Origin of the sequence: Arthrobacter sp. SAFR-023, assembly GCF_051965295.1 — a bacterium.
Classification (GTDB): Bacteria; Actinomycetota; Actinomycetes; order Actinomycetales; family Micrococcaceae; genus Arthrobacter.
In genome coordinates, this window is sequence record NZ_JBQCMF010000026.1 from 13535 (window position 1) to 38605 (window position 25071).

The window sequence follows — 25071 nt, forward strand, 5'->3', positions numbered from 1 at the left end:
GCACCGCTTACACAAGTGCAACAAGAGCAGGCAATTCAAGCAAGGGCAGTTCAGTGAAGGCCGGTGCGGCCGTGGCGGAGTCCGGTGCCGAAACCGACGGGTTCCGGTTCGGGCACGCCGCAGGAGTCCCCGGGGGCAGCGGCGGTGGCCGGGATGCTGGTGGAGCAGACGCCTGTTTCGGGCAGTTCAAGTTCGACGGTGTCCGCGGCCTCGCTGTCCCCGGCGAGGGCAGCGGCGATGGAGCGGACCTGTTCATAACCCGTAGCCATCAGGAAGGTGGGGGCCCGGCCGTAGGACTTCATGCCGGCAAGATAGAAATCCTTCTCCGGCTGGGCCAGAAGACTGGCTCCGTGCGGCGGGACCGTGCCGCAGCTGTGGAAGTCCGGGTCGATGAGCGGGCCCAGCGCGCGGGGCGCCTCAACCGCCGGATCGAGGTCCAGCCTCAGTTCGGAAAGCATGGACAGGTCCGGGCGGAAGCCGGTGGCCGGAATGACCCTGTCGGTCTCCACGGCGCGGCCGTCCGCGGCATGCACCCGCAGCGAGGTCCCACTAATGATGTCGACGCGGTCCGTGAGGAAACCGGTGAGGAGCTGGACGGACCCGGCGTCGACGGCGGTGCGGAGCCGGGCGCCGAGCTGTCCCCTGGCGGGTAGCTGGTCGGCGTCGCCGCCGCCGTAGGCGCGGGAAGGACTGGCCGCGCGGATGGCCCACAGCACCTCGGTTCCGGGGTTGGTCCGGGCTAGGCGGGCAAGGTCCAGGACCAGGTTCGCCGCCGAGTGGCCGGATCCGACGACGAGCGTCCGCCGGCCCGCGAATCCGTCACGTTCGACGTCGGGCAAGGGCCCCGTGATCAGGCCCGCGGCGCGGGCCTCCGGTTCGCCCGTGGCCGGCAGGCCGGAGGTGCCCAGCGGCGCCGGGGTGGTCCAGGTTCCGGAGGTGTCGACAACGGCCCGTGCCAGGAGTTGCTCGATGCCGCCGTCTGCGGTGGTGACGCGGAGCAGGAAGGGCGTTTGTTCGCGGCCGACGCTGCGGCCCTTGTCCAGGTGTCGTCTGGTGATGGCGAGGACTCTCGTTCCGGTGCGGATGCGTCCGGAGAGTTCCGGAGTTGCAGCCAGGGGTTCGAGATAGTCGGAGACGATCTGCGCACCGTACGGAAGGGCGGTGGGGCGGGGCGCTTCCCAGCCGTGGCGCTCGAGCAACCGCACGGCGGCGGCGTCGAGGTTGTATCGCCACGTAGAGAAGACACGGACGTGGCCCCAGTCCCTGATGGCAGCACCCACCGCTTGGCCGGCCTCAAGCACGACCGGTTCCAAGCCGCGCTCGAGCAGGTGCACGGCGGCGGCCAGGCCCACAGGCCCGCCTCCGACCACGGCGACCGGGAGGGAATCCAGTGCTGTCATGCTGTCCTCGTTTCGTGTTTTCGTGGGGCGGTTGCGCGGCGCCTGCCCGTCGTGTTGGCGGGCAGGCGCGCGGATGTTCTGGTCTGCGGGAGCGGTCAGCAGCAGTCCTGGCCGTCCTCGCAGCACTCGTCGTCGCAGCAGCCGGTGCTCATCACTTCACCCCCTCCCTTTTGCTAGCGGGATTGGTCCTTGGCCAGCGGGTACTCGTTGCCCGCCTCAAGGTTGCCCGCCTCAAGCGCCGCCGGGGCCGGGTACAGGGCACGCACCAGAACGAATCCCATTGCGCCGCCGAGCAACTGGGCCAGGATGAAGGCGGGCGCCGACGCCGGGGCGATGCCCGCGAAGGTGTCCGTGATGGTCCGGGCAACCGTTACGGCCGGGTTGGCGAAGCTGGTGGAACTGGTGAACCAGTAGGCGGCGGTGATGTAGCCGCCGACGGCGAAGGCCACCCGGTCCGTCCGGCCCGAGCGGAGAGTACCGAACACGATGACCAGCAGCCCCGCCGTGGCGATGACTTCGCCCAGCCAGAGCCCGGCGCCGGTCCGTTCATGCGTCGAGAAGGAGACTGCGTCCAGGCCGAACATCAGGTTGGCCAGGACGGAGCCGGCCACGCCGCCCGCGAACTGGGTGGCGATCAGTGCTGCCGCGGTCCGGGTGTCCAGCACACCCAGCACCCGTTCGGCAAGGGTCACCACCGGATTGAACGACGCTGAAACCGGCTGGAGCGCCACGATCAGCGCGACCAGTGCCGCGCCCGTGGCGAGGCTGTTCTGCAAAAGCTGCAGCCCGACGTCGTCCGGTGACAGCCGTGACGCCATCACGCCGGAGCCGACGACGGCCATGACCAGAAACGCTGTCCCCGTAAACTCGGCAGCCGCGCGCCGCGCCAGCGTGCTCATTTGCTGTGGCCTCCAATCAGGGCAGCCAGGTTAGCCAGGGCGTCGGTCCGCGCCCGGTAGTACACCCACACCCCGCGCTTTTCGCGCTCGAGGAGCCCGGCGGCGTGGAGGACCTTCAGGTGGTGGCTGATGGTGGGCTGCGAGAGATCGAAGGCGCCGTTCAGGTCGCACACGCAGGCCTCGCCGCCCTCATGCGAGGCCACAAGCGACATCAGCCGCAGCCGCACCGGGTCCGCCAAAGCCTTGAGCAGCGGCGCGATGCCGTCCGCCTCGGATGCAGACAGGGGTTCCCTGGACAGCGGAGAGCAGCAGGCGACCGTCTGCACCGGGGTGAGTTCCAAATTCATAGACACACGTAAATATTTACACTCATCTATGTCTTAAGCAACAGTGCCTTTCCGGGCCTATCCAGGCCCGCGTGCTGGATGGCACGCAGGACGGGCGCTTCGGCCAACGGTTGAACAGACTGCGATCCGCTTCCCCACCTCTTCCAGTACACGGCCGGATCCCTACGCGGGGTGTTCAGCAAGTCGCGGATCGCCAAGCTCCTTCATTTGACCTGTGCGGCCGCGGCGAAAGACCGTCCGGAATTTGAAGGGCTCAGCTTCGCGCCGCACGACTTCCGAACGATCTTCGCGACTGATCTGGCCAACAACGGTCTGCCTCTCCATGTCGAGGCGGCACTGCTGGGGCACGCCAAACTGCAGACCACCAGGGGCTATGTCGCCGTGTTCGATGAGGACCTTGTCCGTCACTACCAGATGCACATTGCCGGCCGGAGGACCCTGCGGCCTTTGCGCAGGTGACTAACGCTGTGGGAAGAATTTGAGGAACACTTCGGTATACCCAAAGTTGAGCTCGGTGCCTGTGGCCGGCCCTATGGCACACCCTGCGCCCACGAGCACGCCTGCGTCCGCTGCCCAATGCTGCACGTTGAACCCCGCATGATCCTCCGGCTGGACGAACTCGAAGCCGACCTGATTGCCAGGCGGGACGAGGCGGAGAACGAAGGTTGGAAGGGCGAAATGGAAGGACTGGAACTCACTCTGGGGTATCTTCGGGACAAACGCGGCCGGGCATTGCGGCTACAAAGAAGGGTTGAAATGCACGGCGACCACTGACAAGTTCAGGTCAAGCACCTGTCCATAACTAACGATGAGCACGTGGGGCTCGTCTGTGGACCGGCTTGCGGGACGTTACGGACGCTCTATCCGGGGCACCTCTTACGACTCCTCGGCCGCTTCAGCGGTCAGGATAATGTCAGGACTATGCGTGAACTCTTGATAGTGACCCTCGGCTTGTTCTTCGTTGTCGGAGGCATAGGAACTTTCCTATGGATGCGCACGCTTGAGCGCAGGACAAGCCGGCTCGGTTGGACGGAACAACGTCAGGCGTTTGATAAACGTCGCCTGCTGCAGTTTGCCTTGTGCGTGGCGGCAGCCACGGGCATCTACTTGCTTGCGATGTATGTGTCCGGGTTGTCTCCTGGTACCGCAGAAATCAACGGATTCGGGCTGGTACTTCTTCTCGTCTCTGCGATTTGGCTTATGTTCCGCAGGGACATAGCGCGATATCAATACCAGACCGTCATGACGATGCTCAACCGCCACCGACCCGAGCAGGATGAAGCGCAACGGCAGATCAAAGCTATGGAATCCCTTGGCACTGGATTCAGTATTTTGCTCTTCTCCACCGGAATCTTGTTGCTCACCATAAGCCTGGTGTTTTCCTGACGCCGGCCCTCCAACTGTCGGATGAAGGATCCTTTTATGGTGGCGCCAAGCGACGTCGGGACGGGACGTTCTGAAGCCGTACGTCGCTTTCGCAGGAGTGAAGGCTACTTCCTCTATCCCTCGTCTGAGAGCTCCTTCGCGGTTCGCCGCAACCTGATAACTGCTAGCCCAATGACGCTTCCGGCCGCAGCCAGGAAGAAGAACAACACAAGCAGCGGACCTGACAGCCCGTTAAAAATCGGGCTCCGGCCTGTAAACGATACCGAAGCCAAAAGACCCACCATGGAAACGTAGAAGGCCGGCCCAAGTACTTTCTTGCTGCGGTCATAATTCGTCATCGAAGATCTGTGTGAACTAGCCATGAATATATTTTATCGTTTTTAGCGATCCTAAATTTGCAGGTCTGCAAATAGCGGGGAAACCGTATGAAGACTCGACAGGTTGCTTGAGCCCCTCCGCAGGCCTTCTAGTTGCAGGCGGTGACGTGGGCGCCTCATGCGGCGGCGGAAAGGGCTGAAGCCTCCGGCGTGTCCGCTCAAGGATCATTCACGGGAACGATGGACCTGGACCCTAAGCGCCGTGGTTACCGGCTCTGGATGCATGAAAGACTCACAACGTGAACGATGACTCCAAAGGCGCCCTGCACCATATTGAACTGTGGGTACCGAACCTGACACGAGCCAAAGATGAATGGGGATGGATCCTGTCCCGCTTGGGATACGAGACTTATCAGAATTGGGGAAGCGGAATCAGCTGGCGGCTGGGTCCAACTTACATAGTTGTCGAAGAGTCACCGGACTTAAGCAGCCGAGAACATCAGCGCACCGCGCCTGGCCTGAATCACTTGGCGTTCAAGGCCGGGAGCAGAGAATGTCTAGACGCTCTGACCGAAGAGAGCGCGCATCACGGCTGGAGCCCTCTGTTCATGGACAAGTACCCGCATGCTGGCGGACCCGATCACTACGCCGCTTATCTCGTAAACTCCGATGGCTTCGAACTAGAACTGGTGGCCACAGCATAGGGCTTAGGAACGCTCCGCTCGGGGTTCCCTTTGCCGGGGGCCTTAGCGTTGCACGAACCGGGCAAGATAACCTGACGGCGACAGCACGGCACCCGCTGGATGCTACTTTTGTGTTCTCCGAGGACTCGATGAAGTTTGCCTGTTGGCGTACGCCAGGACTAAAAGCGCGGAAATGACGGCCGCGCTGGCCCTCAAGACGTCTCCGATAACTTCTCCGGCCGGCAGTAGCCAAATCGCGAGTAATGACAATCCAAATGCTGCGGCAAAGACGAGAACGCAAACCAAAATCAGGCTTCGAATTGAGTCAATGCGCTTCATGAGTGTGCCGACCACATCGTCAGCACGGGTCGGACTGAAGGCAGCGGCTCGTTGTGAGAGCAGGGGCTGCCCCGCTCCGGTTCGGACTTCATTCAGCAGGTCGGTCAGCCTGGCATTGAGGTCTCGTTCTCCCCAGAAGAGCTTCTTGGTCAAGTACCACCCCAGGCGGTCGTAGGCGGAAGACATGACTCTGACACCTTCTGCGTCCGACCTGACGATCACTTCGAGCCCGACAGGAAAACGTTTGAAACTCAAAAAGGCTCCGAACAGACGGAATAGAGTGTCTGATCCCGCCCGGACTTCAATGCCGGTCTGAGTCGATGAGGCCGCAGTCCAACGGAACCCAAGTGATCGACTATGCGGCCAGACAGAAGAGTGGCGTCTTCAGCGACCGTGAAGCTGTCTTCCATTGTGTAGCTCTTCATATGACCGCCCCACATAGATTCAGTTGAGGAATGTCCTGTTGGCGCAATTCAATATCAGTATGGTCGGTGGAGTTGGAGTTGCACACTGATTAGTGCGTTGAAACTGCACTCGCTCACGATTCCATTCGGCATCCACGCAGCAACGGTCCCGCTACGGGTTCCTTTGCCGTGCGTCCCCGTGGGCTACGGGATCCGAAATGCGCGATCCGGGCCCTCAACGGGATGTGCCCTTAGCGCCCGGCAATGAGGCCGTAAATAGCGAATCCGGTTCCAATGAGAATCCAAGAAACTGCGATCAAACGTACTCTTGGGGTCTCGCGTTGCGTCCACCAAGCTATGTCCGCGCTTGAGGAGAACCATGTCCGTATGATCGCAGCCCTCCTTGCTAGAGGCCGCGATATTGCCACGACGAACATACCGGCGCCAACGAGAATCAAGCCGAACAACGTTGCTGGTGCCACCCTGCATCTCCTGACTTTTCAGGCTGCTCTCGTGGGCACCAGCGTAGCCGTCGAACAGACGTTTGTGGGCATTCCCCCCCACCCGGTCAGCTCGTCCCGTCCACTTCCCCGTTCACCCTTCCTCTTCCCCGGGGCGCATTCCGAGTACCACTTCGCCCGTCCACAGGAAAACGCCTTGTTGCTCTCAGCTGGGCGACGAAATCCATATCTCTCCACTGGTGAGAGTCCGGGTGAGGCATTCGGCGATGCGCACCGCGTCCTTTTCCCCCGAACCCGGCAAGAGTCTGATGCCAAGTTGTGAGGCCGGCAGGTCGTTGGAGACGACTGCTTTTTCGACGCTGGGGTCTTTGTCGCAGGGGCTCAGCGTGTCATATCTGGGGTGACTTGCACCGACGTTCCAGGAGCTGTCGCTGCTGAAGGTCCGACGAAACGAGTCGGACGGCGCTCCACTACATCCCGCCAGGATCAGGACTAGGACTGGTGAGCTTATTTTCAGAAGCGTGCACACGACTAGTGCATTGAGGCCGGGGGGTTCTCCACGGGCTCAGCTGCTTGAGTGGTCCTGGTGTCGAGATAGCGCATGACCAGTGCCGCGCCGATAAGGGCAGCAGAAAACGGCATACACGCCACGGTGGCGAGCAAGTACAGCTGCGTAAGGATCACAAAGAACAAGTTGGCACCGTTGAATGACACCACCCCAAAGTTCTGCAGGAAGAGGTTAGAGAAAATCATGACAAGAGCGCCAATCACCCCCACGGCAATTCCAGCGCGGAGCGTACGGGCGTACAGCGATGGTTTACGTCTCTGCTCCATTTATCCCCCATATGCCATTCGATAGTGCACGTAGGTTTAGCTAAGCACTAGGTCAGCGGAGTCACAACAGCCACGGCGTGGACTCGTTCTACACCGTGGAGTTTGCGCTAACGGGTCAGTGCATACCGCCTTCCGGGTGCTCGTTCGTGGTTCCCGTCGCGGAGGGATCAACGCTGGTCGATCCCTTCATTGATTTGCACGTTCCGTTAGTGGATCGTTTGCTCCATGAGCCGGGGGGAAGCCAATCGCGCTGTCAGTGATATGTGCCTCGTTGGTGTTGGCTGGGGTTGTCGCCGCCATGAGGTTATGGAACGTGCATCAGCAGACGTCGGACTGGGTCCTTTCACCCAAGGAAGTGCCTTCCAAAGTGCAATTTGCCGACCGCGAATACAACTGCGGTCCAGATGCGAAGCCCGCCGAGCACGATATGTCCGGCCTGAAGTCCCAAGGTACGACAGCGGGAGGAGCTGAGATTTTTGCGCAGCCACCTTCTTCTTCTGCCCGAGTCTTTATCATTGTGCGAACGGATCAGGGCACTTTCGGGTGCGATCTAATGGGCGGACCCTAGCCGACCTGATTAGATGTCGTTGTGGGTTCCTGAGGCGGGGCGGTCGGCTTTGTTGCATGCAGTTGCTGATCCCGGCGCCGGCATCAGCAACCATCGCAGTGCCTGCTGCTGTGACAATAGTTGGCGTTAGCTCGAGTGGGGACGGGCCTGTGGAAGCCGGCCTCTGGCGAAGGCGTCAACAAGCTGATCCACATCGTGCAGGCACTCGCGTGGCGCGGTCGCGTCACCTGTCTCCCAGGTCCATTCCTGGTACTCGACGTCGCCTGATACGGATACGTCATGATCGAGGTTGTCGTACCAAACCTCCATCACCTTCCCGGTATCCGCTGCTTGGGAAATCTCGGTGCGCCATCCATTAACGGTTGCGTGGCCGCCTTCCCATCCCTCATAGGAATGGGCCACAAAGATGCTGCCCTCATTCCGGGCCGCGGCGGAATGAATAGTCGCACGGAGATCGAGTAAAAATTCCGGCATGACAGGTTCGGCAAGCGCACGGCTCTTCCTAGGACGCCTGCTCATCCTTAAGACTCGGCTCGTTTATTCATGGATTCAGTTTGCCAGCAGTCCGCCCGCCCCCAAATAGCCCCTCGAATGCCGCGACAAGGGCCCGGGAACTCTTGGCGGGCCAAATAACTGAGAGCTTCAGCAGTGTCCCTTCTAGGGTTCCAGTGGACTAGACCTAGCGGACTGTGCCGCGAAAGGTTCCCCAAAAAGCGGAGGAGGCGACCTTCACTCCGGACGGATGTCAGCCCAGACGTCCCCGAGGAGCGGGCCGCCAGGCGGCTGTAGCTTGTAGTAGCGCTTCATCAGTTCCCGGATTTCTTCGTCTGTGGCCTCGACCTGATCCACAAAGCTTTCAATGGATGATGCGATGTGTTCAGCCAGCGGCGCTGTTTTGCGGGCGCCGACTCACCCGTCCGGACCGCAGCGCCGTCGCAACTTCCAGGCGCAAGGATCCGCGGCCCTGGACGTAGAGGGTCTGGTAGATCGTTTCGTGTGACACCTGCATCTCCGGATTCTCTGGATGCTCCACCTTCAGTCGGCCAGCGACCTGTTCCGGGCTGAACCGGCCGGTGAGCATCGTGGTGACCTGTTCCCGTAACGCTAACCCGTCCAACTTCCGCGGCTTCGGCCTGCGGGCACGAGCCCACGTCTGCTCCTGCGCGAGCGATGGCGAATACCTGTCGCCGACCCGATTCCTTGCGACCTCCCGGCTGATCGTCGACGGAGCCCGGCCCAGAACGGCGGTGATACGACGCACTCCATGGCCCTGGGCGAGCTGGAAGCCGATCTCTTCCCGCTCAAGCAACGACAAAAGCCCTGCACGGGGCACACTGAAATCCGGAACCGGCGATGGCAACACCTTCTGATGGTCGCTAAACCACCGGTACGCGGTCGGACGCGACACCCCGGCGCCTGTGCCGCTACGGCTACCGACAGCCCGGCATCCAGCCCTTCCCAGAACGCTAAACGAACACTCAACGGCGACCACGGTCTGCCCATCGACGACACCCCACAGCATTCAGGGTGTTGCACTCACCACCTGAACTCGCCACCCTAGGGTTTTGCGACATTCTGGAAGGACGATGGCTTAAGGACGACTCCCGTTTTGATTGCCACTTTCTACTTTCGTCGTAACGACGCCCTAACGCACCGGGCTTGGTGCAGATAAGGCTGAAGGTGAAGCACCGGGACGTCCTCGACGTAGTCTGCGCCGCTGTCACCGGACCCGTCAACCAGCCCTGGCATGAGGAAATCATCGAATCAGCCCTCAACAGATTCAGCAAGGACAAGGCGCCGTGCGGCTCACCCCCGTCGAACCGGTCGTCGTCGAGGTCTCGGCCGACGTCGCGTGGTCCGGGCAGTCCTTCCGCCACCCCCTGCGCTTCCGCAGGGTTCGTCCGGAACTGGACCCGGGCGCCGTCGGGCTCCCCGCGCACCTGCCGGTGTAGCGGCCGGTCCCAGCCCTCGCCACGGGCCGCGTTTCGTGCAACGATGCGGCATGACCACCAGCACCGGCCACATCGTCCTGCTCGGGGACTCGATCTTCGACAACAAGGCCTATGTCGACGGCGGGCCCGACGTCGTCGAGCAGCTGTGCGGCGAGCTCGCGCCCGGCTGGCATGCAACGCTGCTGGCAGTGGACGGCGACGTGATCGCCGGAGTTCGCCGGCAGCTGCTTACCCTTCCCGACGATGCCACCCATCTTGTGGTCAGCGCCGGCGGCAACGATGCTCTCGGCTTCGCCCACCTCCTTGAAGCACCGGCCCGCTCCGTGGCGGAGGCGCTGGACATGTTTGCCGACGCCCAAGAGCGCTTCGCCGCGGACTATGAGCTGATGGCCGAAGCGGTCTCAGCGACGGGGCTGCCTGCAGCGGTGTGCACCATTTACGACACGCCCTCCTCCGGGCCCTTCTACCGGCTGATCAGGACCGCCCTCACGGTCTTCAACGACTCCATCACCAGGGCCGCGTTCTCCCGGGGCCTCAGCCTCCTGGACCTCCGGCTGGTCTGCAACGACGACGGCGACTACGCGAACCCGATCGAGCCCTCCGCCCAAGGAGGTTCCAAGATCGCAAAAGCCATCACCGCCCTGACAGATCCAACCCGCCAGGTGCCGCGGTCAGCCGTCGTCGGCGGCAGCTGAGCTGGCGCCTCCACTCGCGACAGCTGGACGAAAACTCCCAGCTCCGCGAGCTTGGGAAACAAGCACTGCCGGCTGTCTCGCATCCATTGCTGGCTCCGGGCGCGGGGTCCACTATAGAGAAGAGCGGCAAGGCTCACACCGGCCGGCAGCGCCCATGGCCTGGCGGATCTAGGGGGCACCCATGGACAAGATCGGTTCTGTTTTTCCAGACCGCCGTGCTGTGCTGAAGGCAGCCGGGATCGGGGCGGCCGGTGTTGCCGCCGCACCCCTTCTGGCCGCGTGCACCGGCGTACCCACAGTGGCTACGCCATCGGGTTCGGCCTCCCTGCTCCCGGCCCCGCCGGGACAGATCGCACCGTTGCTGGACAAGCCAAAAGTCACCAATGCCCTGGCCCAACTGGACGGATTGATTCGGAATGCCATGGAACAGACCGGGCTGCCGGGAATGGCGGTGGCCGTGGTGTATCAGGACGAGGTGGTGTACTCCAAAGGCTTTGGGGTGCGGGAGGTCGGCCAACCGGAGGAGATAAGCCCCGACACGGTGTTCCAGCTGGCATCCGTGTCCAAGCCCATGGCGTCCACTGTGGTGGCAGGGGTGGTGGGGCGGCGGGTGATCGACTGGACCGACCGCGTCATTGAACACAACAAGAACTTCGCGCTCAAGAATGACTACGTCACGCGGAATGCGACCTTTGCCGATCTGCTGTCACACCGCAGCGGACTGAAAACAGGGTCGGGTGATCTGCTGGAAGACCTCGGGTTCGATCGTGCCTACATCCTCGGGCACCTCAACCAGGAGCCCCTCGACACGTTCCGGTCCAGTTACAACTACAGCAATTTCGGCTACACGGAAGGCGGCCAGGCAGCAGCCGATGCCATGAAAATGTCGTGGGAGGATCTGGCCGACGAGATTCTGTTCCGGCCGCTGGGCATGTCCGCCAGCAGCTACCGCCACTCCGCCTATGAGGAAGCGTCAAACAGGGCAACCATTCATGTCCCGCTCGGGAACAAGGTGTGGGCAGCGAAACACCGCCGCGATGCCGATTCCGAGGCCCCGGCGGGAGGCGCGAGTTCATCGGTGCAGGACCTGGCCAAATGGCTCCGGCTGCAACTCGGCAACGGCAGTTACGAAGGCAAGCCCGTCATTGATGCAGCCGCCCTCCAAACAACCCACGTTCCCCATGCGGTTTCCGGACCGGCGTCGACACCGGCCGCCCGCTCGCGTTTCTATGGGCTGGGCTGGAACGTCTCCTACGATGATCAGGCACGCGTCCAGGTCGGACACTCCGGGGCATTCAACCTCGGCGCAGCCACCGCCGTCTCCATGCTGCCTGGTGAGCAACTGGCCATCGTGGCCCTGACCAACGGAAGACCGCAGGGAATACCTGAAGCAATCACAGCCGGCTTCCTGGATACTGCGCAGCATGGATCCCCCACGGTTGACTGGCTCGCATTCACCGCGGGTGTCTTCAAACAGATTGATGAGTCCGAGAAACCCAAGGTGGATTACACCACAGCTCCGTCTGATGCTTCTCCTGCCAAGGCAAACAATGCCTACGCCGGCACTTACGGGAACTCCTACTTCGGCCCGCTTGTGGTGCTTGAGCAGGGCGGCAAACTGGCCATGAGAATGGGACCGTCCGGCCGTCCCACGACATTCCCGCTTACCCACTTTGACGGCGACACCTTCAGCTTCGAATCCATCGGCGAGAACGCCAACGGCCTGGCCGGTGCGCTGTTTGCAGCGCCAGTCCGCGGCACCTCGCCACGCGTCGTCCTGGACTTCTACGACAGGACCGGGCTCGGAACGTTCACGAGGGCGGCGAAGGGCTAGGGGCTTGGAGCGGAAAACTCCATAGGAACTAGCGAAGGGGAGCCGTCGAGTTGCGGACCACCAGCCGGGGCGTGCTGGTCACATCGGCGATGGGCGCACCGGGATCCTTGAGCCGCTCGAGGGCCACACGTCCGGCAGTTGTTCCCAGCTCCACTGCATGCAGGTCCACCGAGGTCAGGTCGATCCCGCGCAGCCGGGCCGTCCGTGAATCGTCGTAGCCCACGAGCGACAGGTCCCCGGGGATCGCCAGCCCCATCGCATACGCGGCCTCGCGGACACCCAGCGCGAACTGGTCGTTGTGCGTGAACACTGCCGTTGGCCGGTCCGGGCCGGCCAGCAGCTCCGCCGCTGCACGCTCCGCAGCCTCCTGCGTGAAGTCATCGGCCGCCACGGTCTGCGGGGCCAGGCCGGCGTCCCGAATCATCTGCTCGTAGGTTTCCCGGCGGACGGTATGGCCGTCAAAGGGCGGCCCGGCCATGTGCGCGATCCGCGTGTGCCCCAGCCCGAGGAGGTGTTCGACGGCGGCCCTCGCCCCGGCGCGGTCGTCAGGGTACACGCTGTCCACGCCCTCCACGCGGCGGGTGACACTCACCACCGGGATGATCTGCGCCAGTTCCCGGACCCGCTCGTCGGGATCCAGCAGCGCCGCGGCGATGATGATCCCCACCCGCGCCTCGATGAGTGAGTCCATCGCCCCCTGGTCCACGCCGCCGATGGAGCGGGAGACGCTGAGGATGAGCCGGTTGCCTGCCTGCGGCAGCGCCAGCCGCACGCCGTTGAGGACGTCGGAGTACACCTCGTTCCGGAGGTCAAGGAGGTAAAGCCCGACGGCGGTCCGGGACTTGCTGGCCAGTGCGGCGGCTGCCGCATTGTGCCGGTATCCCAGCCGCTTGGCGGCGTCGAAGATCGCCTGCCTGGTGTCCGGGCTGACGCCGGCAGCGTCGCGGAAGGCGAAGGAGACCAGCGTGCGGGAGACTCCGACTTCCCGCGCGACATCAGCCTGCGTGGCTGGCCGGTGCTGCCGCTGGATGCTCATACGGCCATCCTCCCACGGCGGGAAATACCTAAATTTCAGCAATTTGTAAGTTTGACCTTACATTTAAGCCTTTCGCGCGTTAGTCTGGGATGTGACAGCGGGCACATGTCCCGCGCAAACTTGAGACAAGGGAGTCCTTATGTCTGCAACCCAAGCCCAGCGCGACGGCGCGCATACGCCCTCGCTGCCGCCGCTCACCAACGGCCCGCACCGCAAGCGCCTCGGCATGGTCGCCACGGTGGCGACCTTCGGCGGCCTGCTGTTCGGCTACGACACGGGTGTCATCAACGGCGCACTCCGGCCCATGACCGCCGATCTCGGCCTCACCCCGATCACCGAGGGCATCGTGACCAGCTCCCTGCTGTTCGGCGCCGCCGCCGGCGCCATCGGCGGCGGCCGGCTCTCCGACAGCTGGGGCCGCCGGAAGACCATCATCCTGCTGGCCATCCTGTTCCTCGTCGGCGCCCTGTCCTGCGTGTTCGCGCCGAACTTCGAGGTCATGGTCATCGGCCGCGTCATCCTCGGCCTCGCCGTCGGCGGCGCCTCCTCAGTGGTTCCGGTGTATCTGGCGGAACTGGCCCCGTATGAGATCCGCGGCTCGCTTGCCGGCCGCAACGAACTCATGATCGTCATCGGCCAGCTCGCCGCATTCGTCGTCAACGCCATCATCGGCAACCTCTGGAGCGAATTCGGCGGTGTCTGGCGCATCATGCTCGCCGTGGCCGCGGTGCCGGCAGTTGCCCTGTTCCTCGGCATGCTCCGGATGCCCGAATCCCCCCGCTGGCTCATCTCCCAGGGCCGTAACCAGGACGCCCTGGCCGTGCTCAAGACCATCCGCTCGTCCGACCGCGCCGAAGCAGAGATGGCCGACGTCAAGCACCTCGCCGACGAGGAAAAGGAAATGAACCTCTCCGGCTGGAGCGCACTGAAGAACAAGTGGATCCTGCGCATCCTGCTTGTCGGCATCGGCCTCGGCGTGGCCCAGCAGCTGACCGGCATCAACTCGATCATGTACTACGGCCAGTCCGTGCTGGTTGAAGCCGGCTTCGACTCCGGCGCCGCCCTCATTGCCAACATCGCTCCCGGCGTCATTGCCGTCGTCGGTGGCGTCATCGCCCTGACCATGATGCAGCGGGTCAACCGCCGCACCACCCTGCTCCTCGGCTTCACGCTGACCACCATCTGCCACTTCCTCATCGGCATCGCCTCCATCGCGCTGCCCGTTGGCAACCCGGCCCGGCCCTTCGTGATCCTCTTCCTGGTGGTTGCCTTCGTCGGCTCCATGCAGACGTTCCTCAACATCGCCGTCTGGGTGATGCTCTCGGAGATCTTCCCGCTGCACATCCGCGGCTTCGCGATCGGCGTCTCCATCTTCTGCCTGTGGATCGCCAACGCGTTGCTGGGCCTGTTTTTCCCCACTCTGGTGGCATCAGTCGGCATCACCGGAACGTTCTTCATGTTCGGCGTGGTGGGCATCCTGGCCTTGATCTTTATCTACACCCAGGTGCCCGAAACCCGCGGCCGCACCCTCGAAGCACTCGAGGAGGACGTCACCACCGGCGCCATCTACCTGGTGCACAAGACCCCGGCGACGGCGGCGCACTAACAGCCCTCGTGCTGCGTCGTCCGGCGCGCTAGCCGCCCCTCAACTGACTCGCAGTTATTGTCGTTTTGAGCCCCCAAAACGACAACAACTGCGAGTCAGTTGGGCGTTTACGTGGCGGCTGGCTGGAACAGCTCGACGACATTGCCGGCCGGATCCTCCAGCAGGATCTGCTGGCCGCCCGGTCCCCTGACAATGTCGTTCCGGAACGGAACGCCCGCGGCCCGCAGCCTGTCCACCTCGGCGGCAATATCGCTCACGACCAGGTGGATCCGGTTCCATCCGCCCGGTGCCGGGACCGCACCGTCGGGCATTGGCCGGCCCGCCGAGCTGGTGGGCCCGCTCAGCAGCAGACGCAGCTGGCCGCGGGCGACGTCGGCAAAAGCCGGTGCCGCGTTCATTCGAACGGTGAATCCGAGGTGCTTCGTGTAGAAGCCGACGGCGGCGTCGACGTCGTCCACCATGTACCGGACGCTGACAAAGTCCTTAGTGCTGTTGAAGTCCTCAGGGTTGCTGGACATTTCCCTTCTCCTTTGCGAATGGACGCCCGGATCAGACGTGCTGATCCACGATGACCGGGTTCCCGTCGGGGTCCACCACGATGAAGCTGCCCGGCCCGGTTCCGTCGCCGGCCTCGGCAACGAAGGGAATGCCCTGATCCTTCAGCTGGCGTTGAAGATCCCGCACGTCGGTGAATGAGTCGAGCTGCTGCGCGTCCTGGCTCCAGCCCGGATTGAAGGTCAGGGAGTTCTTCTCGAACATGCCCTGGAAGAGTCCGAGGACGGTCTGCCCGTTCCGCAGGATCAGCCAGTTCTGGTCAATTTCGCCCCCGGACCTGGTGAATCCCAGCTTCTCGTAGAACGCCGCGGAGGCCGCGATGTCCTTGACGGCCAAGCTGAGTGAGAAAGCGCCGAGTTGCATGTGCTGCTCCAGTCTCCGGAACCCTCCGGCCCGTGAAATTCCACCGATAGTAGCTGCGGGCGGGCGTACCCTGCCCCCCAAACAGCACTATTCCAGAGCTCACCCACAAATACCCGCCCCCGTCGCAAATTCAAGGGCACGGCCTTGGGCGGCGCCGTGGAGCGCCGTGCTCTGTGAATGCCGGGCTAAAAAGCCTCGGTGTGTTCCAGCTCCGGCAGGACGACCAGCGGATCTCCTGCGAAGTGCACCCGTCGTGAAGACTGCCCGTCAATCCAGGCGAACACGACTGAACCGTCAAGGGGCGGGCGGCCGGCAGCGCCGGCACGGGCAGCGTTGCGGATCTCCGTCTCGGCCCCCGGAGTCAGCGTCCCCCAGGCTGCCGGGAGGTCGGCGTCGTGATCATTGCCAGCGTTCGCGTCCATGCACCAATAGAACCAGCTGCTCATGAGCAGTCCATGAACGTGGCCCACGTGACACGCCCCTGAACCCGCCGGCAGCCCAGCTGTGGTGCGCGGCCCGCACGCGTGGGACCATGCCTCATGGCCAACGGCAACGCTGTCCGCGAGGCAATTGAGAAGGCGCGCGAGGAGATGCTTTTCATCGGTCCGGACCACCCCTACTATCCGCTCCTGGCAGAATTGGTCACTGCCGTCGAGGAGGCTTGGCGGCAGGGGTACGATGCGCACCGAGCCGGCAGGTCCAACAGCAATCCCTACAGCTGGCGGCCATGAAGTTCAGGTTGTGCCGGGCCCGGTTCGCGAGGGGGGTGCGTCCGGACCCGGCAGTTCTGACGGTTCGGGGCTGGGTTTCCGTTCCTTCAGGACACAGCCAGTATTGCCCGCTGACATGGCGAAATAGCTGGGGCACCTTGGAAGATTCCGCGGCAGATGGCCCGGTCCCCCGTACCGCTCCAAGGAACTCCAAAGTTCTTCCAAGGACGAAGCCGCATCCTTTATGCAGGGCCGGCGGCGGTGGCCCCTGGTCCACCCTCCGGGACCTGGCTGCCTCCCCAGCCCGCCGCCGGCCCCACAACGAGATGGAGGCCCAGGTGCTGTACCTATGGGCAATGGGGCTTGCAGGATCGAAGACGCGCAGTACGCTGGCTAATTCCTATATACAAACCAGCTACTGCAGGGTAGCTTCGATAGAGGAACCCTGCGAACTCTCCGCAGGAACCCCCTCCGGCGTTGTGCACCGCCCGGAGGTGACGCCGCTATAGCCTCATGGCGGCCATCCCGCACCTGAGGAAAGAGCCTGTCATGGCCACCTCGCATTTCCAGCAGTTTCTTCAAGACGCCACCTCCCCTGCTCCCGACACCGACAGCCCGCTGGACGCGGACTGCCTTTACGGGCTCTACACAAGCTGGTGCCTGATTCAAGGAATAACACCCAAGACCGACTCGTCCTTCCGTGCAGGCATGCGGCGGTGCCGTGTCAACCTCCGAGGCACCAGGCGGAAGATGAAGGGGCGGGCCGCCGCCGACTACATCCTCGCCAGCTACCCGTACGCAGGCTGAGCATGTCGCTCAGATCGCCCGGCTTCCGCTCCGACGGCGCCGGACGGGCCCGCGTCCTGCCCGTGATGTGCGCATTCTGCGGCACCGACCGCCATCTCACCATTAGATCGGTGACGGATCTCCCGAACTGTCCCAGCGACGTCGTCATGGTGGCCTACACCTGCGGCCGGTGCCGCCGCTTCAGTGAACATCCCGCCAACGTTGCCGACTTGTCAGCGGTCCTGGGCCGGCGGGAACAGAAGGGCGACGTGCTGATCTTCGGCGGACACTACATGCACTGCGGACAGCCGATGGACAGGGCAGGGTCCGAGCTCCGCAGGCTGTCAGCTCCGCTGTCCACCGAAGACGCAGCCGACGACACCCTGGATGTCTACCTGTCCACCCGTGTGCTCAGATGTACCTGCGGTTTTCAGATGGAACTGCCCGAGTAAGCGGGATCGTACATTTGAAGGACAAACCTACCCCTGGGTAACTTTGGGTGGGGCCCCATCCTATTCCCCCATGCGGATGGTAGTCCCCGGAAAGCCCCGCACCGCCTTCACAACTGGTGCGGGGCTTTTTCGTGCCTGGGCCGTTCCTTCTTGAGGTTTCCGCCCTACACTATGCACACCTACTACAGGCCGGGGGGCACGTTGGGTTCACGGGGGCTTTGCCTGGTCATCGAGGATGACCGGGATATTCGCGATCTTGTTGCGCTGATAGTGGCGCGGCTCGGTTTTGACGTTCATGCAGTCAGCAACGGCGTTGATGGGGTCGCCGCGGCATGGGAACACCATCCCGTCCTGGTTACGGTCGATCTGAATCTCCCGGACATCGACGGCCTGGAGGTGGCGCAGCACATCCGGGCGCGCTCCGAGGCGCCCCTGCTGTTCATCACGGCACGGGCGGAGTTCGACGACGAGATGGCCGGCATGGCGTCGGGAGCCGCGGCCTACCTGGTCAAACCGTTCCGCCCCCGGCAGCTCACGGAGATGGTCAACCGGCTTTGTCCCGTGGGTCCGCTGACGGCGCACGGCCTGTAGCCGCGCGACTGACCGTAGGCTCACGGCCTGACCGGACCCGCTCCTGACCGCCACACGACAGCGGCAGCCGTCCGGCCGGCGTCGTGCTTTCCTGTCTCCGCGGCCTATATCCGCAGGTGGCACTTCGGCCCCATAATGTCCCCATACACTTCGGGGACCGAAGCGCCCGGCGATGCCGGCGAGGCGCCGCAGAGCCCCGGGTGGCCGCCCCGGCTGTCGGCGAAAGGGGCGGCGACGCGGCCCGGGGACGGACGGCCAGTCCATTCTCGGCACCGAGCAGGAGAAACCATCGCCGTCAGTGCAATGAGGAGAGAACTGTCATGCTCAAGGATTTGGATATAGCCGCTGTCCTTCCGGCGAAGGATGTGAGCCGTGCGAAAGAGTTCTACCGCGACAAGTTAGGGCTTGAGCCCATTGACGCGGCGGGCGACGACGACGTCATGTACCGCTGCGGCAACGGGACCAGGTTCCTGATTTACAAAACTGAGAACGCCGGCAGCGCCAAGAACACGCAGATGGGCTGGGTAACGGACGACGTCGAGCGGGACGTTCAGGAGTTGCGGAGCCGCGGCGTCGTTTTCGAAGAGTACGACATGCCCGGGGTGAAGACGGAAAACGGCATTGCCACGTCGGACTCTGGTAAGGCCGCATGGTTCCTGGACAGCGAAGGCAATATATTGAGCCTCTTCGAACTCCCCTAGTTTGCCTGCCGCGAGCATAGCCCGGCGGGAACCGGAAGGGGGACGGAACTGCGCTGTTCCGACCCCTTCCGTCTATTCCGCGGCCCCCTGGCGGTGGGTCCATGTGCACCTGCCCCGCGACGCTCCGGTCCCTCTGCGCCTTGGCGGAGCAGAGGGCCCCCAATGGAGAGGTTGAGGAAACTATGAATTCATCAATTCCTCAACAACGAGTCTCGTCCAGCCGGGGGGCCTGCGTCAAGGACGCAAACCTTTTGTGCGCAAACTCCCCTACGCGGCGCTTGCCGGCTCGACCGACCACCCCGAGTAAGTACGGAGGCCTCGGTCACCCTTTTCCGCGCTCCGCAACGGCTTCGCTGGAAACCTCGGCGAGCGTGAGGCTGCGTTCACGGGCCTGGGCCAGGAGTCCGAGCAGGGCCTGTTCGGAACTGCGACCGGTTCGCGCACTTACGGACCGGACCGCATCGGTGATCAGGGCGCGCCTTTCGAGAGACTCTTCCAGGACCGCCGCCGACTCGTCCGTCAGGACAGCTTCTGTAAGCCCGGGGCCCAAGCCGGAGGCGCCGCTGCCGGCGAAACCATTGACAGCGGCGACCGCCCGGGCATTCAGCACTGCATCGGCAGCGGAAATCAGCTCAGCGATTTCGGGAACGGACAGGGCGTACTGCAGCTTTCCGTCGTCCCGGCGTCCAGCCACGAGGTGTTGCGCGCGCAACTGCGCGAGTTGACCGGCCAGATGCGATGGTCTAAGCCCTGTGGCAGAACACAGGTCAGCCACGCTGGCAGGACCCGAGGCCAGCACGCTTAGCACCCTGACGCGGGCGGGATGCCCCAGCAGCTTGAACAGTTCCGCTTCAGCGGCCGCGGCCCGCTCCCCAAATTCTGCACGTTCCGTCACTGCTGCCCCAATCCGACAGAAACACACCTTTTATTAACCGATTATCCCCTCAAAGAAACCTTGCTGACGTTATCAAGTCGGCATTTTCCGGCCCGTCTCTTCTCTGCAGGAATTCGTTAACCATTCAGGGGCCGCTACCACACGCGGCGGGCGCGTATCGTGAAATAATTGTCCTAGAGAATTTTCTGACGCGGCAGTCCGCCTCACCTTGGGACGGCGCTCCGCGAATCCATCAGCAAAGGAACCGATGCCCGTGCCTGTTGCGGCAGCCACTCTTGCCAGGCCCTGATGCAGGCCAACCTGCCTCTCGCCGACGAACTGGCGGCACTCACCGCCAGGATCGCGGACCTGCTGCTGACCCACGAAACCGTCGACGAAGCGGTCTCGGCGCTGGCGCAGGCCCTGAAGGAAGCGATCCCCGGAGCCCTCGGGGCGGGTGTCAGCCTGATGGACACCCGCGGGCGCCGCACCAGCACGGCCTCCACCGATCCCGCCATTGTGCAGGCTGACCAGCTGCAGTACGACCTCAGGCAGGGGCCCTGCCTGACGGCATGGGCCCAGCAGGCGACCGTCACAGTCGGGGACGCCCGGACTGACCACCGCTGGCCCGCCTGGAGCCGCGCCATCGCCGGCCTGCCGTTGCGCTCCGTGATCAGCACCCCGCTGTCCACCCCGGAAGGCGCGATCGGGGCGCTGAAGGTGTACTCCCCTGTTCCCGACGGGCTCGACTCCAGGGCCATCCGCCTGCTCGAACTCCTGGCCCGTCCGGCTGCGCTGATGCTTGCCAACACCCAGGCCCGTGACGCCGCGCAGCGCCTGAGCGACGGGCTCATCGGCGCCCTTGGCGCCCGCGATGCCGTCGGAGTGGCCAGCGGCATCGTCATGGAGCGGCACCACATCAACCGCGACCAGGCCCTGGCCACCCTCATTAGCGCGTCCCGCCGGCGGAACGAACCACTGCACCAGCTCGCCCGGGACATCATCGACGGCGCCGAGCTGTAACCGGCCGTCACCTATGTGCCTTCTAATCGGCTGCCCGCCGGCGCAACGGCCCGCGAATGGAGTGCCGCCGTCGGCCATTACCCCAGTTCCGGAGGTTCGGCGCCGCCCCGGCCTGCTGCGGCTACAGCATTTTTCTCCCCTGCGCAATTTTGGCGCGCAGGGCAATTCCAAGGAAAATAGCCAGTCAGCACACAATGCACGTCCCGCTTACTTCAGGAGACAGAGAACCATGACTAACAACATCGCCCCGGGCACCGGGTTGAACGCCGCCCCGATCGCAGCCATGGCCGCTTTGGAAGACCTGGACCTCACGCCGCAGGGCCTGTCCGACGCCCCGGCCAACCAGCTGGACCCGGACACCCTCGTCCACCCCGGCGCCAGCTAGCCCCTCAGGTTCCGCAGAAGGTCCGGTAAGGGCCGAAGCTTTCCGGCGCTGCCAGTGCGTAACGTTCGACGCCGGGACGTTCCCGATAGGGGTCCGTCACCGCTTCCAGCAACATCCGGAGCGGCCCGAGGTCGCCATCGGTTGCAGCGTCAAGTGCCTCCTCAACGAGGTGGTTGCGGGGCACATACACCGGGTTGACCCGGTCCATCATGTCCGCGTCCGGGTTCAGTGCCCGCCAGCGTCGGATCCAGGCAGCGAAAGCTTCCGATTCACCCAACGGTTCCGGGAACACGGTCCGCACCGGCTCGCCCCCGCTGCGGGCTGCCTTTCCAAGACGCCGGAAGAACGAGGTGTAGTCGGCGCTTTCCTTTTGGAGCAGTGCGAGCAGTTCGTCAATCAGGGGCGATGCCACGTCGTCGCCGGTACCTTCTTCCAGCCCGAGCTTGGCCTTCATGCCTGCGAGCCAGGCCGCGCTGTACTGTGGCCGGAAGGCGCCCAGCGACTCGGTGGCCAGCGCGACGGCACGGTCCTCGTCGTCGTCAAACAGCGGAAGCAACGCCTCGGCCAGGCGCGTCAGGTTCCATTCCGCTATCAGCGGCTGGTTAGCGTAGGCGTAACGCCCGTTCTCGTCGATCGAACTGTAGACGGTGGCGGGGTCGAACGCGTCCATGAAGGCGCATGGACCGTAGTCGATGGTCTCACCCGAGATGGCCATGTTGTCCGTGTTCATGACGCCGTGGATGAAGCCCACCAGCATCCATTGGGCCACCAGCGAAGCCTGGGCGCCGATCACCGCGTCGAACAGGGCAAGATAGGTGTTCTCCGCTTCGGCCGCACCGGGATAGTGGCGGGCGATCGCATGGTCGGCAAGGCGGCGCAGGAGCCCCTCGTCGCCGGCGACCCTGGCGTACTGGAAACTGCCCACGCGCAGATGGCTGCTGGCCACTCGCGTGAGCACGGCCCCCGGCAACTCAGTCTCCCGCTGGACGGAACGCGCGGTGGCTACGACGGCGAGGGAGCGGGTGGTGGGGATGCCCAGGGCGTGCATCGCCTCGCTGACGATGTATTCACGCAGCATTGGCCCCACGACAGCAAAGCCGTCACCGCCGCGCGCGAACGGCGTACGGCCAGAGCCTTTCAGGTGGATGTCGCGGAGGCGGCCTGCGGCGTCGGAAACCTCACCGAGCAGGAGGGCGCGGCCGTCACCCAGCCTCGGCGCAAACCAGCCGAACTGGTGGCCGGAGTAGGCCTGCGCAACTGGAGTGGCGCCGTCGGGCACTGCATTGCCGATCAGCAGCGGAAGGCCTTCCGGGCTCCTCAGGAAGGCCGGATCAAAGCCCAACTCGGCGGCCAGCGGCTCGTTCAGCACCAGCAACTGCGGGGCAGGGACCTCCTCCGCCTTCCAAGGAATGGCCATTTCGGCGAGCTCCGTGGCGAAGCGGCTTTCAAAGGTGACGGTTGATGGGGCTGCTTTCATTCATTCCTCAAAGTGGGTGGATACGGTGGCATGCCCAGAGACGGAGGCGGTGATGGACGCGGCGATATCCCGCAGTTTAGTGTTCCTTAGACTTGAGGCTGTCTTCAGAATCCGCAGGGCCGCTTCCTGACTGCATCTGTTCTGGGCCATAACCACACCCGTGGCGATGTCAATGGTGGTGCGTGACTGCATCGCGGCCGTGAGATCGTTCCGGGCATCGGTTAGGCGCGCTATGCGAAGGGCAAGCTTGAGAGTCGTGGAAGCCTGGCGGGCGAAGTCCTCCGCGCCGTCGATGTCCGGCCCGGAGAATCCGTGCGGCCGCGTCGAAAAGAGGTTCAACGCCGCGCGAGTTTCGCCTTCCAGTTCCAACGGGACGGCGAGGATGGATCCCACGCCGTGCCGCGCGACTGCCGCAATGTAGTCAGTCCAGCGGGATTCGTCAGCCGCGTCCGGGACATGCATTGTCAGCAGCGCCTGCATGGCCGCCAGACAGGGCCCCTCCCCGAACTGGAGCTGGATCTCGTCCAGCATCCGCGCGCGGGCATCACTGCTGGCGACCGTGGCCGACTTCTTCTTTCGCATCAGCGTGAACGCGCATACCACGTCATTACCGGAAGCAGAGAAGTAGGCTCCGGAGAAACGGGCCAGCTCGTTCAGGAACTCTCCGACGTCAACACTTTCCAGAACCAGTTCCTGAAGCCGTCCGGCAACGTCCGCCCGGTCCTGCCTGGGTGCCTCGGTGACCACAATAGCCTCCATTCGACAAGCTCCCGGAACTCCTCCCCTGCCTGGAAACCCTGTTTCTAAGAAGGGCGATTCTTCCGGCTTCCATTGCCAGATTACATCCGATCAGGACCCGCGGGGTCTGGACAGTCCGCTCAGAACCGGCGCGTCGGCGTCCGACGACGGCGCCCCGTCATGGACTCTGCCACACCGATCAAAGCGACGGCGGCGATGACGGCGACGATGAACCCGAGGACATTCAGTTCGAAGATGTCGCCGGTACCGAGCAGGCTGGCAACGGCCCCGCCAATGACGGAACCGGCCAGACCCAGGAGCAGCGTTGCAACAATGCCCAGGTTCTGCCTGCCGGGCTTGATGAGTCGGGCAAGGGCTCCGATAACGAGCCCGGCGATGATGAATCCAATCATGGTCAACAGCCTTTCTGCTGGTATCCAACAATTTTGGACTGATGTAGGAAGTCTACTTACTATTCGATGGTAACCATGCTTACTATTACGGAGTGCTGGTTCATCAGCAGCAGCTAACCCTCAAAGGAAAGAGAGCAATGATGACCGAGAACCCATACGGCACCGGCCCGGGCGCAACAGGCTACCCGGACACCACCGGCGCGGAAACCACTGGATTCGGCACCGGAGCGGGCACTACCGGATACCCAGAGACCACTGAGTACCCGGGTACGGCCGGAACAGGCACCACCGGCTACCAGGACGACACTTCGAAGAAGGACGTGGCGAAGGAAGAGGCCGCCAATGTGGCAGGCCAGGCCGCCGGCGCTGCCCAGAACGTCGCCGAGACGGCCAAGACCGAGGCGAAGAACGTCGCGTACGAAGCCAAGAACAGCGCCAAGGACCTGCTGCACCAGGCGAAGTCGGACCTGACCAGCCAGGCCGGCACCCAGCAGACGAAGGCCGCCGAAGGTATCCGCACCATCTCCTCGCAGCTGCGCACCATGGCCGACGCGCCTGACCAGCAGGGCGTGGCCTCGGACCTGATCCGGCAGGCCGCGGACCGCTCCGAGTCGGTCGCGTCCTGGCTGGACAACCGCGACCCGGGCTCACTGCTGGACGAAGTGAAGTCCTTCGCCCGCCAGCGCCCCGGCACCTTCCTGCTCCTCGCGGCAGGCGCGGGCATGCTCGCCGGACGCCTGGGCCGCAGCCTGCAGGCAGGCGCCCCCGAGACGGGAACCGCAGCTGGCGCCGGATACACAGCCACAGTTCCGCAGTACCCCGCCCAGCCGCCGGTCACCGAAAGCACCCTGAGCGCTGTTCCCGGTGCGCCCCTCTACGACGCACCGCAGGCAACCCCCACCACCTACGCAGAGACCGTATACGGCGAACCCGCCCGCCCCGGCTTTGACGCACCCGGTTCGGCAGGGGTTCCGCTGCGCGATCCCGAGGACCCGTATACCGAGGGTGGGGGGCGTCCCCTGTGAGCAGCCAGATACCCGATACCCCGCAGACGGCTGCGCACGCGAAGGCCGATACCACCTCCCTTGGTGACCTCCTGGGCGATGTCACCCGGGACCTGTCCACCCTTATGCGGCAGGAAATCGAACTCGCCAAAGCCGAACTGAAACAGTCCGGCACCCGCGCCGGCAAGGGCGGCGGCATGCTCGCCGGCGCCGGCGTCGCCGGGCACTTCGTGCTCCT

General features: G+C 63.9%; 31 protein-coding genes. 17 read left to right on the forward strand and 14 right to left on the reverse strand.

Annotated elements, in window-relative coordinates; genetic code table 11:
• Window positions 1-50: 50 nt before the first annotated feature.
• The 3 genes from ACTHQX_RS20520 to ACTHQX_RS20530 form a co-directional block, all read right to left on the reverse strand.
• Window positions 51-1400: an FAD-dependent oxidoreductase gene (locus ACTHQX_RS20520; protein ID WP_440159115.1), complete on the reverse strand. Its 1350-nt coding sequence runs from the start codon at window positions 1398-1400 to the stop codon at window positions 51-53.
• A 173-nt stretch (window positions 1401-1573) separates the two neighbouring features.
• On the reverse strand, window positions 1574-2299 hold the full coding sequence (locus ACTHQX_RS20525) for an aquaporin (protein ID WP_440159114.1): 726 nt from the start codon (window positions 2297-2299) through the stop codon (window positions 1574-1576).
• Window positions 2296-2646, reverse strand: a complete 351-nt coding sequence (locus ACTHQX_RS20530; RefSeq protein ID WP_440159127.1) for a metalloregulator ArsR/SmtB family transcription factor — start codon at window positions 2644-2646, stop codon at window positions 2296-2298. Before ACTHQX_RS20530 ends, ACTHQX_RS20525 begins: the two co-directional genes overlap by 4 nt.
• A gap of 171 nt (window positions 2647-2817) precedes the next feature.
• Between ACTHQX_RS20530 and ACTHQX_RS20535 the strand changes: the two genes are divergently transcribed.
• From ACTHQX_RS20535 to ACTHQX_RS20550, 4 genes are all read left to right on the forward strand, one after another.
• Window positions 2818-3105: a tyrosine-type recombinase/integrase gene (locus ACTHQX_RS20535; RefSeq protein ID WP_440159113.1), complete on the forward strand. Its 288-nt coding sequence runs from the start codon at window positions 2818-2820 to the stop codon at window positions 3103-3105.
• Window positions 3106-3222: 117 nt separating this feature from the next.
• A complete protein-coding gene (locus ACTHQX_RS20540; RefSeq protein WP_440159112.1) occupies window positions 3223-3420 on the forward strand; it encodes a hypothetical protein in 198 nt (65 codons plus the stop codon).
• A 147-nt stretch (window positions 3421-3567) separates the two neighbouring features.
• Window positions 3568-4032: a hypothetical protein gene (locus tag ACTHQX_RS20545; protein WP_440159111.1), complete on the forward strand. Its 465-nt coding sequence runs from the start codon at window positions 3568-3570 to the stop codon at window positions 4030-4032.
• A gap of 616 nt (window positions 4033-4648) precedes the next feature.
• Window positions 4649-5053 carry a VOC family protein gene (locus ACTHQX_RS20550; RefSeq protein WP_440159110.1) on the forward strand — a complete coding sequence of 135 codons (405 nt, stop codon included), beginning with the start codon at window positions 4649-4651 and terminating at the stop codon, window positions 5051-5053.
• A gap of 102 nt (window positions 5054-5155) precedes the next feature.
• Here the strand turns inward: ACTHQX_RS20550 and ACTHQX_RS20555 are convergent, their stop codons facing one another.
• The 3 genes from ACTHQX_RS20555 to ACTHQX_RS20565 all read right to left on the reverse strand — a co-directional run bounded on the left by ACTHQX_RS20555 (window position 5156) and on the right by ACTHQX_RS20565 (window position 9046).
• Window positions 5156-5557: a hypothetical protein gene (locus tag ACTHQX_RS20555; RefSeq protein ID WP_440159109.1), complete on the reverse strand. Its 402-nt coding sequence runs from the start codon at window positions 5555-5557 to the stop codon at window positions 5156-5158.
• A gap of 1210 nt (window positions 5558-6767) precedes the next feature.
• Window positions 6768-6989, reverse strand: coding sequence for a hypothetical protein (locus tag ACTHQX_RS20560; RefSeq protein ID WP_236804910.1), 222 nt, complete (start codon window positions 6987-6989; stop codon window positions 6768-6770).
• Between the two features lie 1526 nt (window positions 6990-8515).
• Entirely contained in the window at window positions 8516-9046 is a 531-nt protein-coding gene (locus tag ACTHQX_RS20565; RefSeq protein WP_440159108.1) for a transposase, read from the reverse strand.
• A 391-nt stretch (window positions 9047-9437) separates the two neighbouring features.
• Between ACTHQX_RS20565 and ACTHQX_RS20570 the strand changes: the two genes are divergently transcribed.
• The 3 genes from ACTHQX_RS20570 to ACTHQX_RS20580 all read left to right on the forward strand — a co-directional run bounded on the left by ACTHQX_RS20570 (window position 9438) and on the right by ACTHQX_RS20580 (window position 12119).
• On the forward strand, window positions 9438-9590 hold the full coding sequence (locus ACTHQX_RS20570; protein ID WP_440159107.1) for a hypothetical protein: 153 nt from the start codon (window positions 9438-9440) through the stop codon (window positions 9588-9590).
• Window positions 9591-9640: 50 nt separating this feature from the next.
• Window positions 9641-10285, forward strand: coding sequence for an SGNH/GDSL hydrolase family protein (locus ACTHQX_RS20575; RefSeq protein WP_440159106.1), 645 nt, complete (start codon window positions 9641-9643; stop codon window positions 10283-10285).
• Between the two features lie 181 nt (window positions 10286-10466).
• Window positions 10467-12119 (forward strand): serine hydrolase, encoded by a 1653-nt coding sequence (locus tag ACTHQX_RS20580; RefSeq protein WP_440159105.1) that lies wholly within the window; start codon window positions 10467-10469, stop codon window positions 12117-12119.
• 28 nt (window positions 12120-12147) lie between these two features.
• Here the strand turns inward: ACTHQX_RS20580 and ACTHQX_RS20585 are convergent, their stop codons facing one another.
• Window positions 12148-13155 (reverse strand): LacI family DNA-binding transcriptional regulator, encoded by a 1008-nt coding sequence (locus tag ACTHQX_RS20585; protein ID WP_440159104.1) that lies wholly within the window; start codon window positions 13153-13155, stop codon window positions 12148-12150.
• A 139-nt stretch (window positions 13156-13294) separates the two neighbouring features.
• Between ACTHQX_RS20585 and ACTHQX_RS20590 the strand changes: the two genes are divergently transcribed.
• Complete coding sequence (locus ACTHQX_RS20590; protein ID WP_236804916.1) at window positions 13295-14761, forward strand: sugar porter family MFS transporter; 1467 nt, start codon at window positions 13295-13297, stop codon at window positions 14759-14761.
• 107 nt (window positions 14762-14868) lie between these two features.
• On the opposite strand, the gene ACTHQX_RS20595 is transcribed toward ACTHQX_RS20590, so the two are convergent.
• The 3 genes from ACTHQX_RS20595 to ACTHQX_RS20605 form a co-directional block, all read right to left on the reverse strand.
• Window positions 14869-15279, reverse strand: a complete 411-nt coding sequence (locus tag ACTHQX_RS20595; RefSeq protein WP_236804917.1) for a VOC family protein — start codon at window positions 15277-15279, stop codon at window positions 14869-14871.
• Between the two features lie 31 nt (window positions 15280-15310).
• Window positions 15311-15679, reverse strand: coding sequence for a VOC family protein (locus ACTHQX_RS20600; protein WP_236804918.1), 369 nt, complete (start codon window positions 15677-15679; stop codon window positions 15311-15313).
• A gap of 185 nt (window positions 15680-15864) precedes the next feature.
• On the reverse strand, window positions 15865-16125 hold the full coding sequence (locus tag ACTHQX_RS20605) for a hypothetical protein (protein WP_440174657.1): 261 nt from the start codon (window positions 16123-16125) through the stop codon (window positions 15865-15867).
• A gap of 93 nt (window positions 16126-16218) precedes the next feature.
• Here ACTHQX_RS20605 and ACTHQX_RS20610 point away from each other — a divergent pair, with 93 nt between their 5' ends.
• From ACTHQX_RS20610 to ACTHQX_RS20630, 5 genes are all read left to right on the forward strand, one after another.
• A complete protein-coding gene (locus ACTHQX_RS20610) occupies window positions 16219-16410 on the forward strand; it encodes a hypothetical protein (RefSeq protein ID WP_236804920.1) in 192 nt (63 codons plus the stop codon).
• A gap of 528 nt (window positions 16411-16938) precedes the next feature.
• Entirely contained in the window at window positions 16939-17196 is a 258-nt protein-coding gene (locus ACTHQX_RS20615; protein ID WP_236804921.1) for a hypothetical protein, read from the forward strand.
• A 2-nt stretch (window positions 17197-17198) separates the two neighbouring features.
• On the forward strand, window positions 17199-17627 hold the full coding sequence (locus tag ACTHQX_RS20620; protein WP_236804922.1) for a hypothetical protein: 429 nt from the start codon (window positions 17199-17201) through the stop codon (window positions 17625-17627).
• A 171-nt stretch (window positions 17628-17798) separates the two neighbouring features.
• Window positions 17799-18218, forward strand: coding sequence for a response regulator transcription factor (locus ACTHQX_RS20625; RefSeq protein WP_236804923.1), 420 nt, complete (start codon window positions 17799-17801; stop codon window positions 18216-18218).
• A gap of 320 nt (window positions 18219-18538) precedes the next feature.
• Window positions 18539-18919 carry a VOC family protein gene (locus tag ACTHQX_RS20630; RefSeq protein ID WP_236804924.1) on the forward strand — a complete coding sequence of 127 codons (381 nt, stop codon included), beginning with the start codon at window positions 18539-18541 and terminating at the stop codon, window positions 18917-18919.
• A 322-nt stretch (window positions 18920-19241) separates the two neighbouring features.
• On the opposite strand, the gene ACTHQX_RS20635 is transcribed toward ACTHQX_RS20630, so the two are convergent.
• Window positions 19242-19814: an ArsR/SmtB family transcription factor gene (locus tag ACTHQX_RS20635; protein WP_236804925.1), complete on the reverse strand. Its 573-nt coding sequence runs from the start codon at window positions 19812-19814 to the stop codon at window positions 19242-19244.
• Between the two features lie 288 nt (window positions 19815-20102).
• Between ACTHQX_RS20635 and ACTHQX_RS20640 the strand changes: the two genes are divergently transcribed.
• The gene (locus ACTHQX_RS20640) at window positions 20103-20816 is read left to right on the forward strand and encodes a GAF and ANTAR domain-containing protein (RefSeq protein WP_236804926.1); all 714 of its coding nucleotides are present in this window, start codon (window positions 20103-20105) and stop codon (window positions 20814-20816) included.
• Window positions 20817-21045: 229 nt separating this feature from the next.
• Window positions 21046-21201, forward strand: coding sequence for a hypothetical protein (locus ACTHQX_RS20645; protein WP_236804927.1), 156 nt, complete (start codon window positions 21046-21048; stop codon window positions 21199-21201).
• A 4-nt stretch (window positions 21202-21205) separates the two neighbouring features.
• On the opposite strand, the gene ACTHQX_RS20650 is transcribed toward ACTHQX_RS20645, so the two are convergent.
• The 3 genes from ACTHQX_RS20650 to ACTHQX_RS20660 all read right to left on the reverse strand — a co-directional run bounded on the left by ACTHQX_RS20650 (window position 21206) and on the right by ACTHQX_RS20660 (window position 23829).
• Window positions 21206-22678: a protein adenylyltransferase SelO gene (locus ACTHQX_RS20650; RefSeq protein ID WP_236804928.1), complete on the reverse strand. Its 1473-nt coding sequence runs from the start codon at window positions 22676-22678 to the stop codon at window positions 21206-21208.
• Window positions 22679-23437: a GAF and ANTAR domain-containing protein gene (locus ACTHQX_RS20655; RefSeq protein WP_440159102.1), complete on the reverse strand. Its 759-nt coding sequence runs from the start codon at window positions 23435-23437 to the stop codon at window positions 22679-22681.
• Between the two features lie 119 nt (window positions 23438-23556).
• Window positions 23557-23829, reverse strand: a complete 273-nt coding sequence (locus tag ACTHQX_RS20660) for a GlsB/YeaQ/YmgE family stress response membrane protein (RefSeq protein ID WP_236804930.1) — start codon at window positions 23827-23829, stop codon at window positions 23557-23559.
• Window positions 23830-23969: 140 nt separating this feature from the next.
• Here ACTHQX_RS20660 and ACTHQX_RS20665 point away from each other — a divergent pair, with 140 nt between their 5' ends.
• On the forward strand, window positions 23970-24854 hold the full coding sequence (locus tag ACTHQX_RS20665; RefSeq protein ID WP_236804931.1) for a hypothetical protein: 885 nt from the start codon (window positions 23970-23972) through the stop codon (window positions 24852-24854).
• On the forward strand, window positions 24851-25071 hold a 221-nt coding region (locus ACTHQX_RS20670), incomplete at its 3' end, for a phage holin family protein (RefSeq protein WP_440159101.1). The genes ACTHQX_RS20665 and ACTHQX_RS20670, both read left to right, overlap by 4 nt.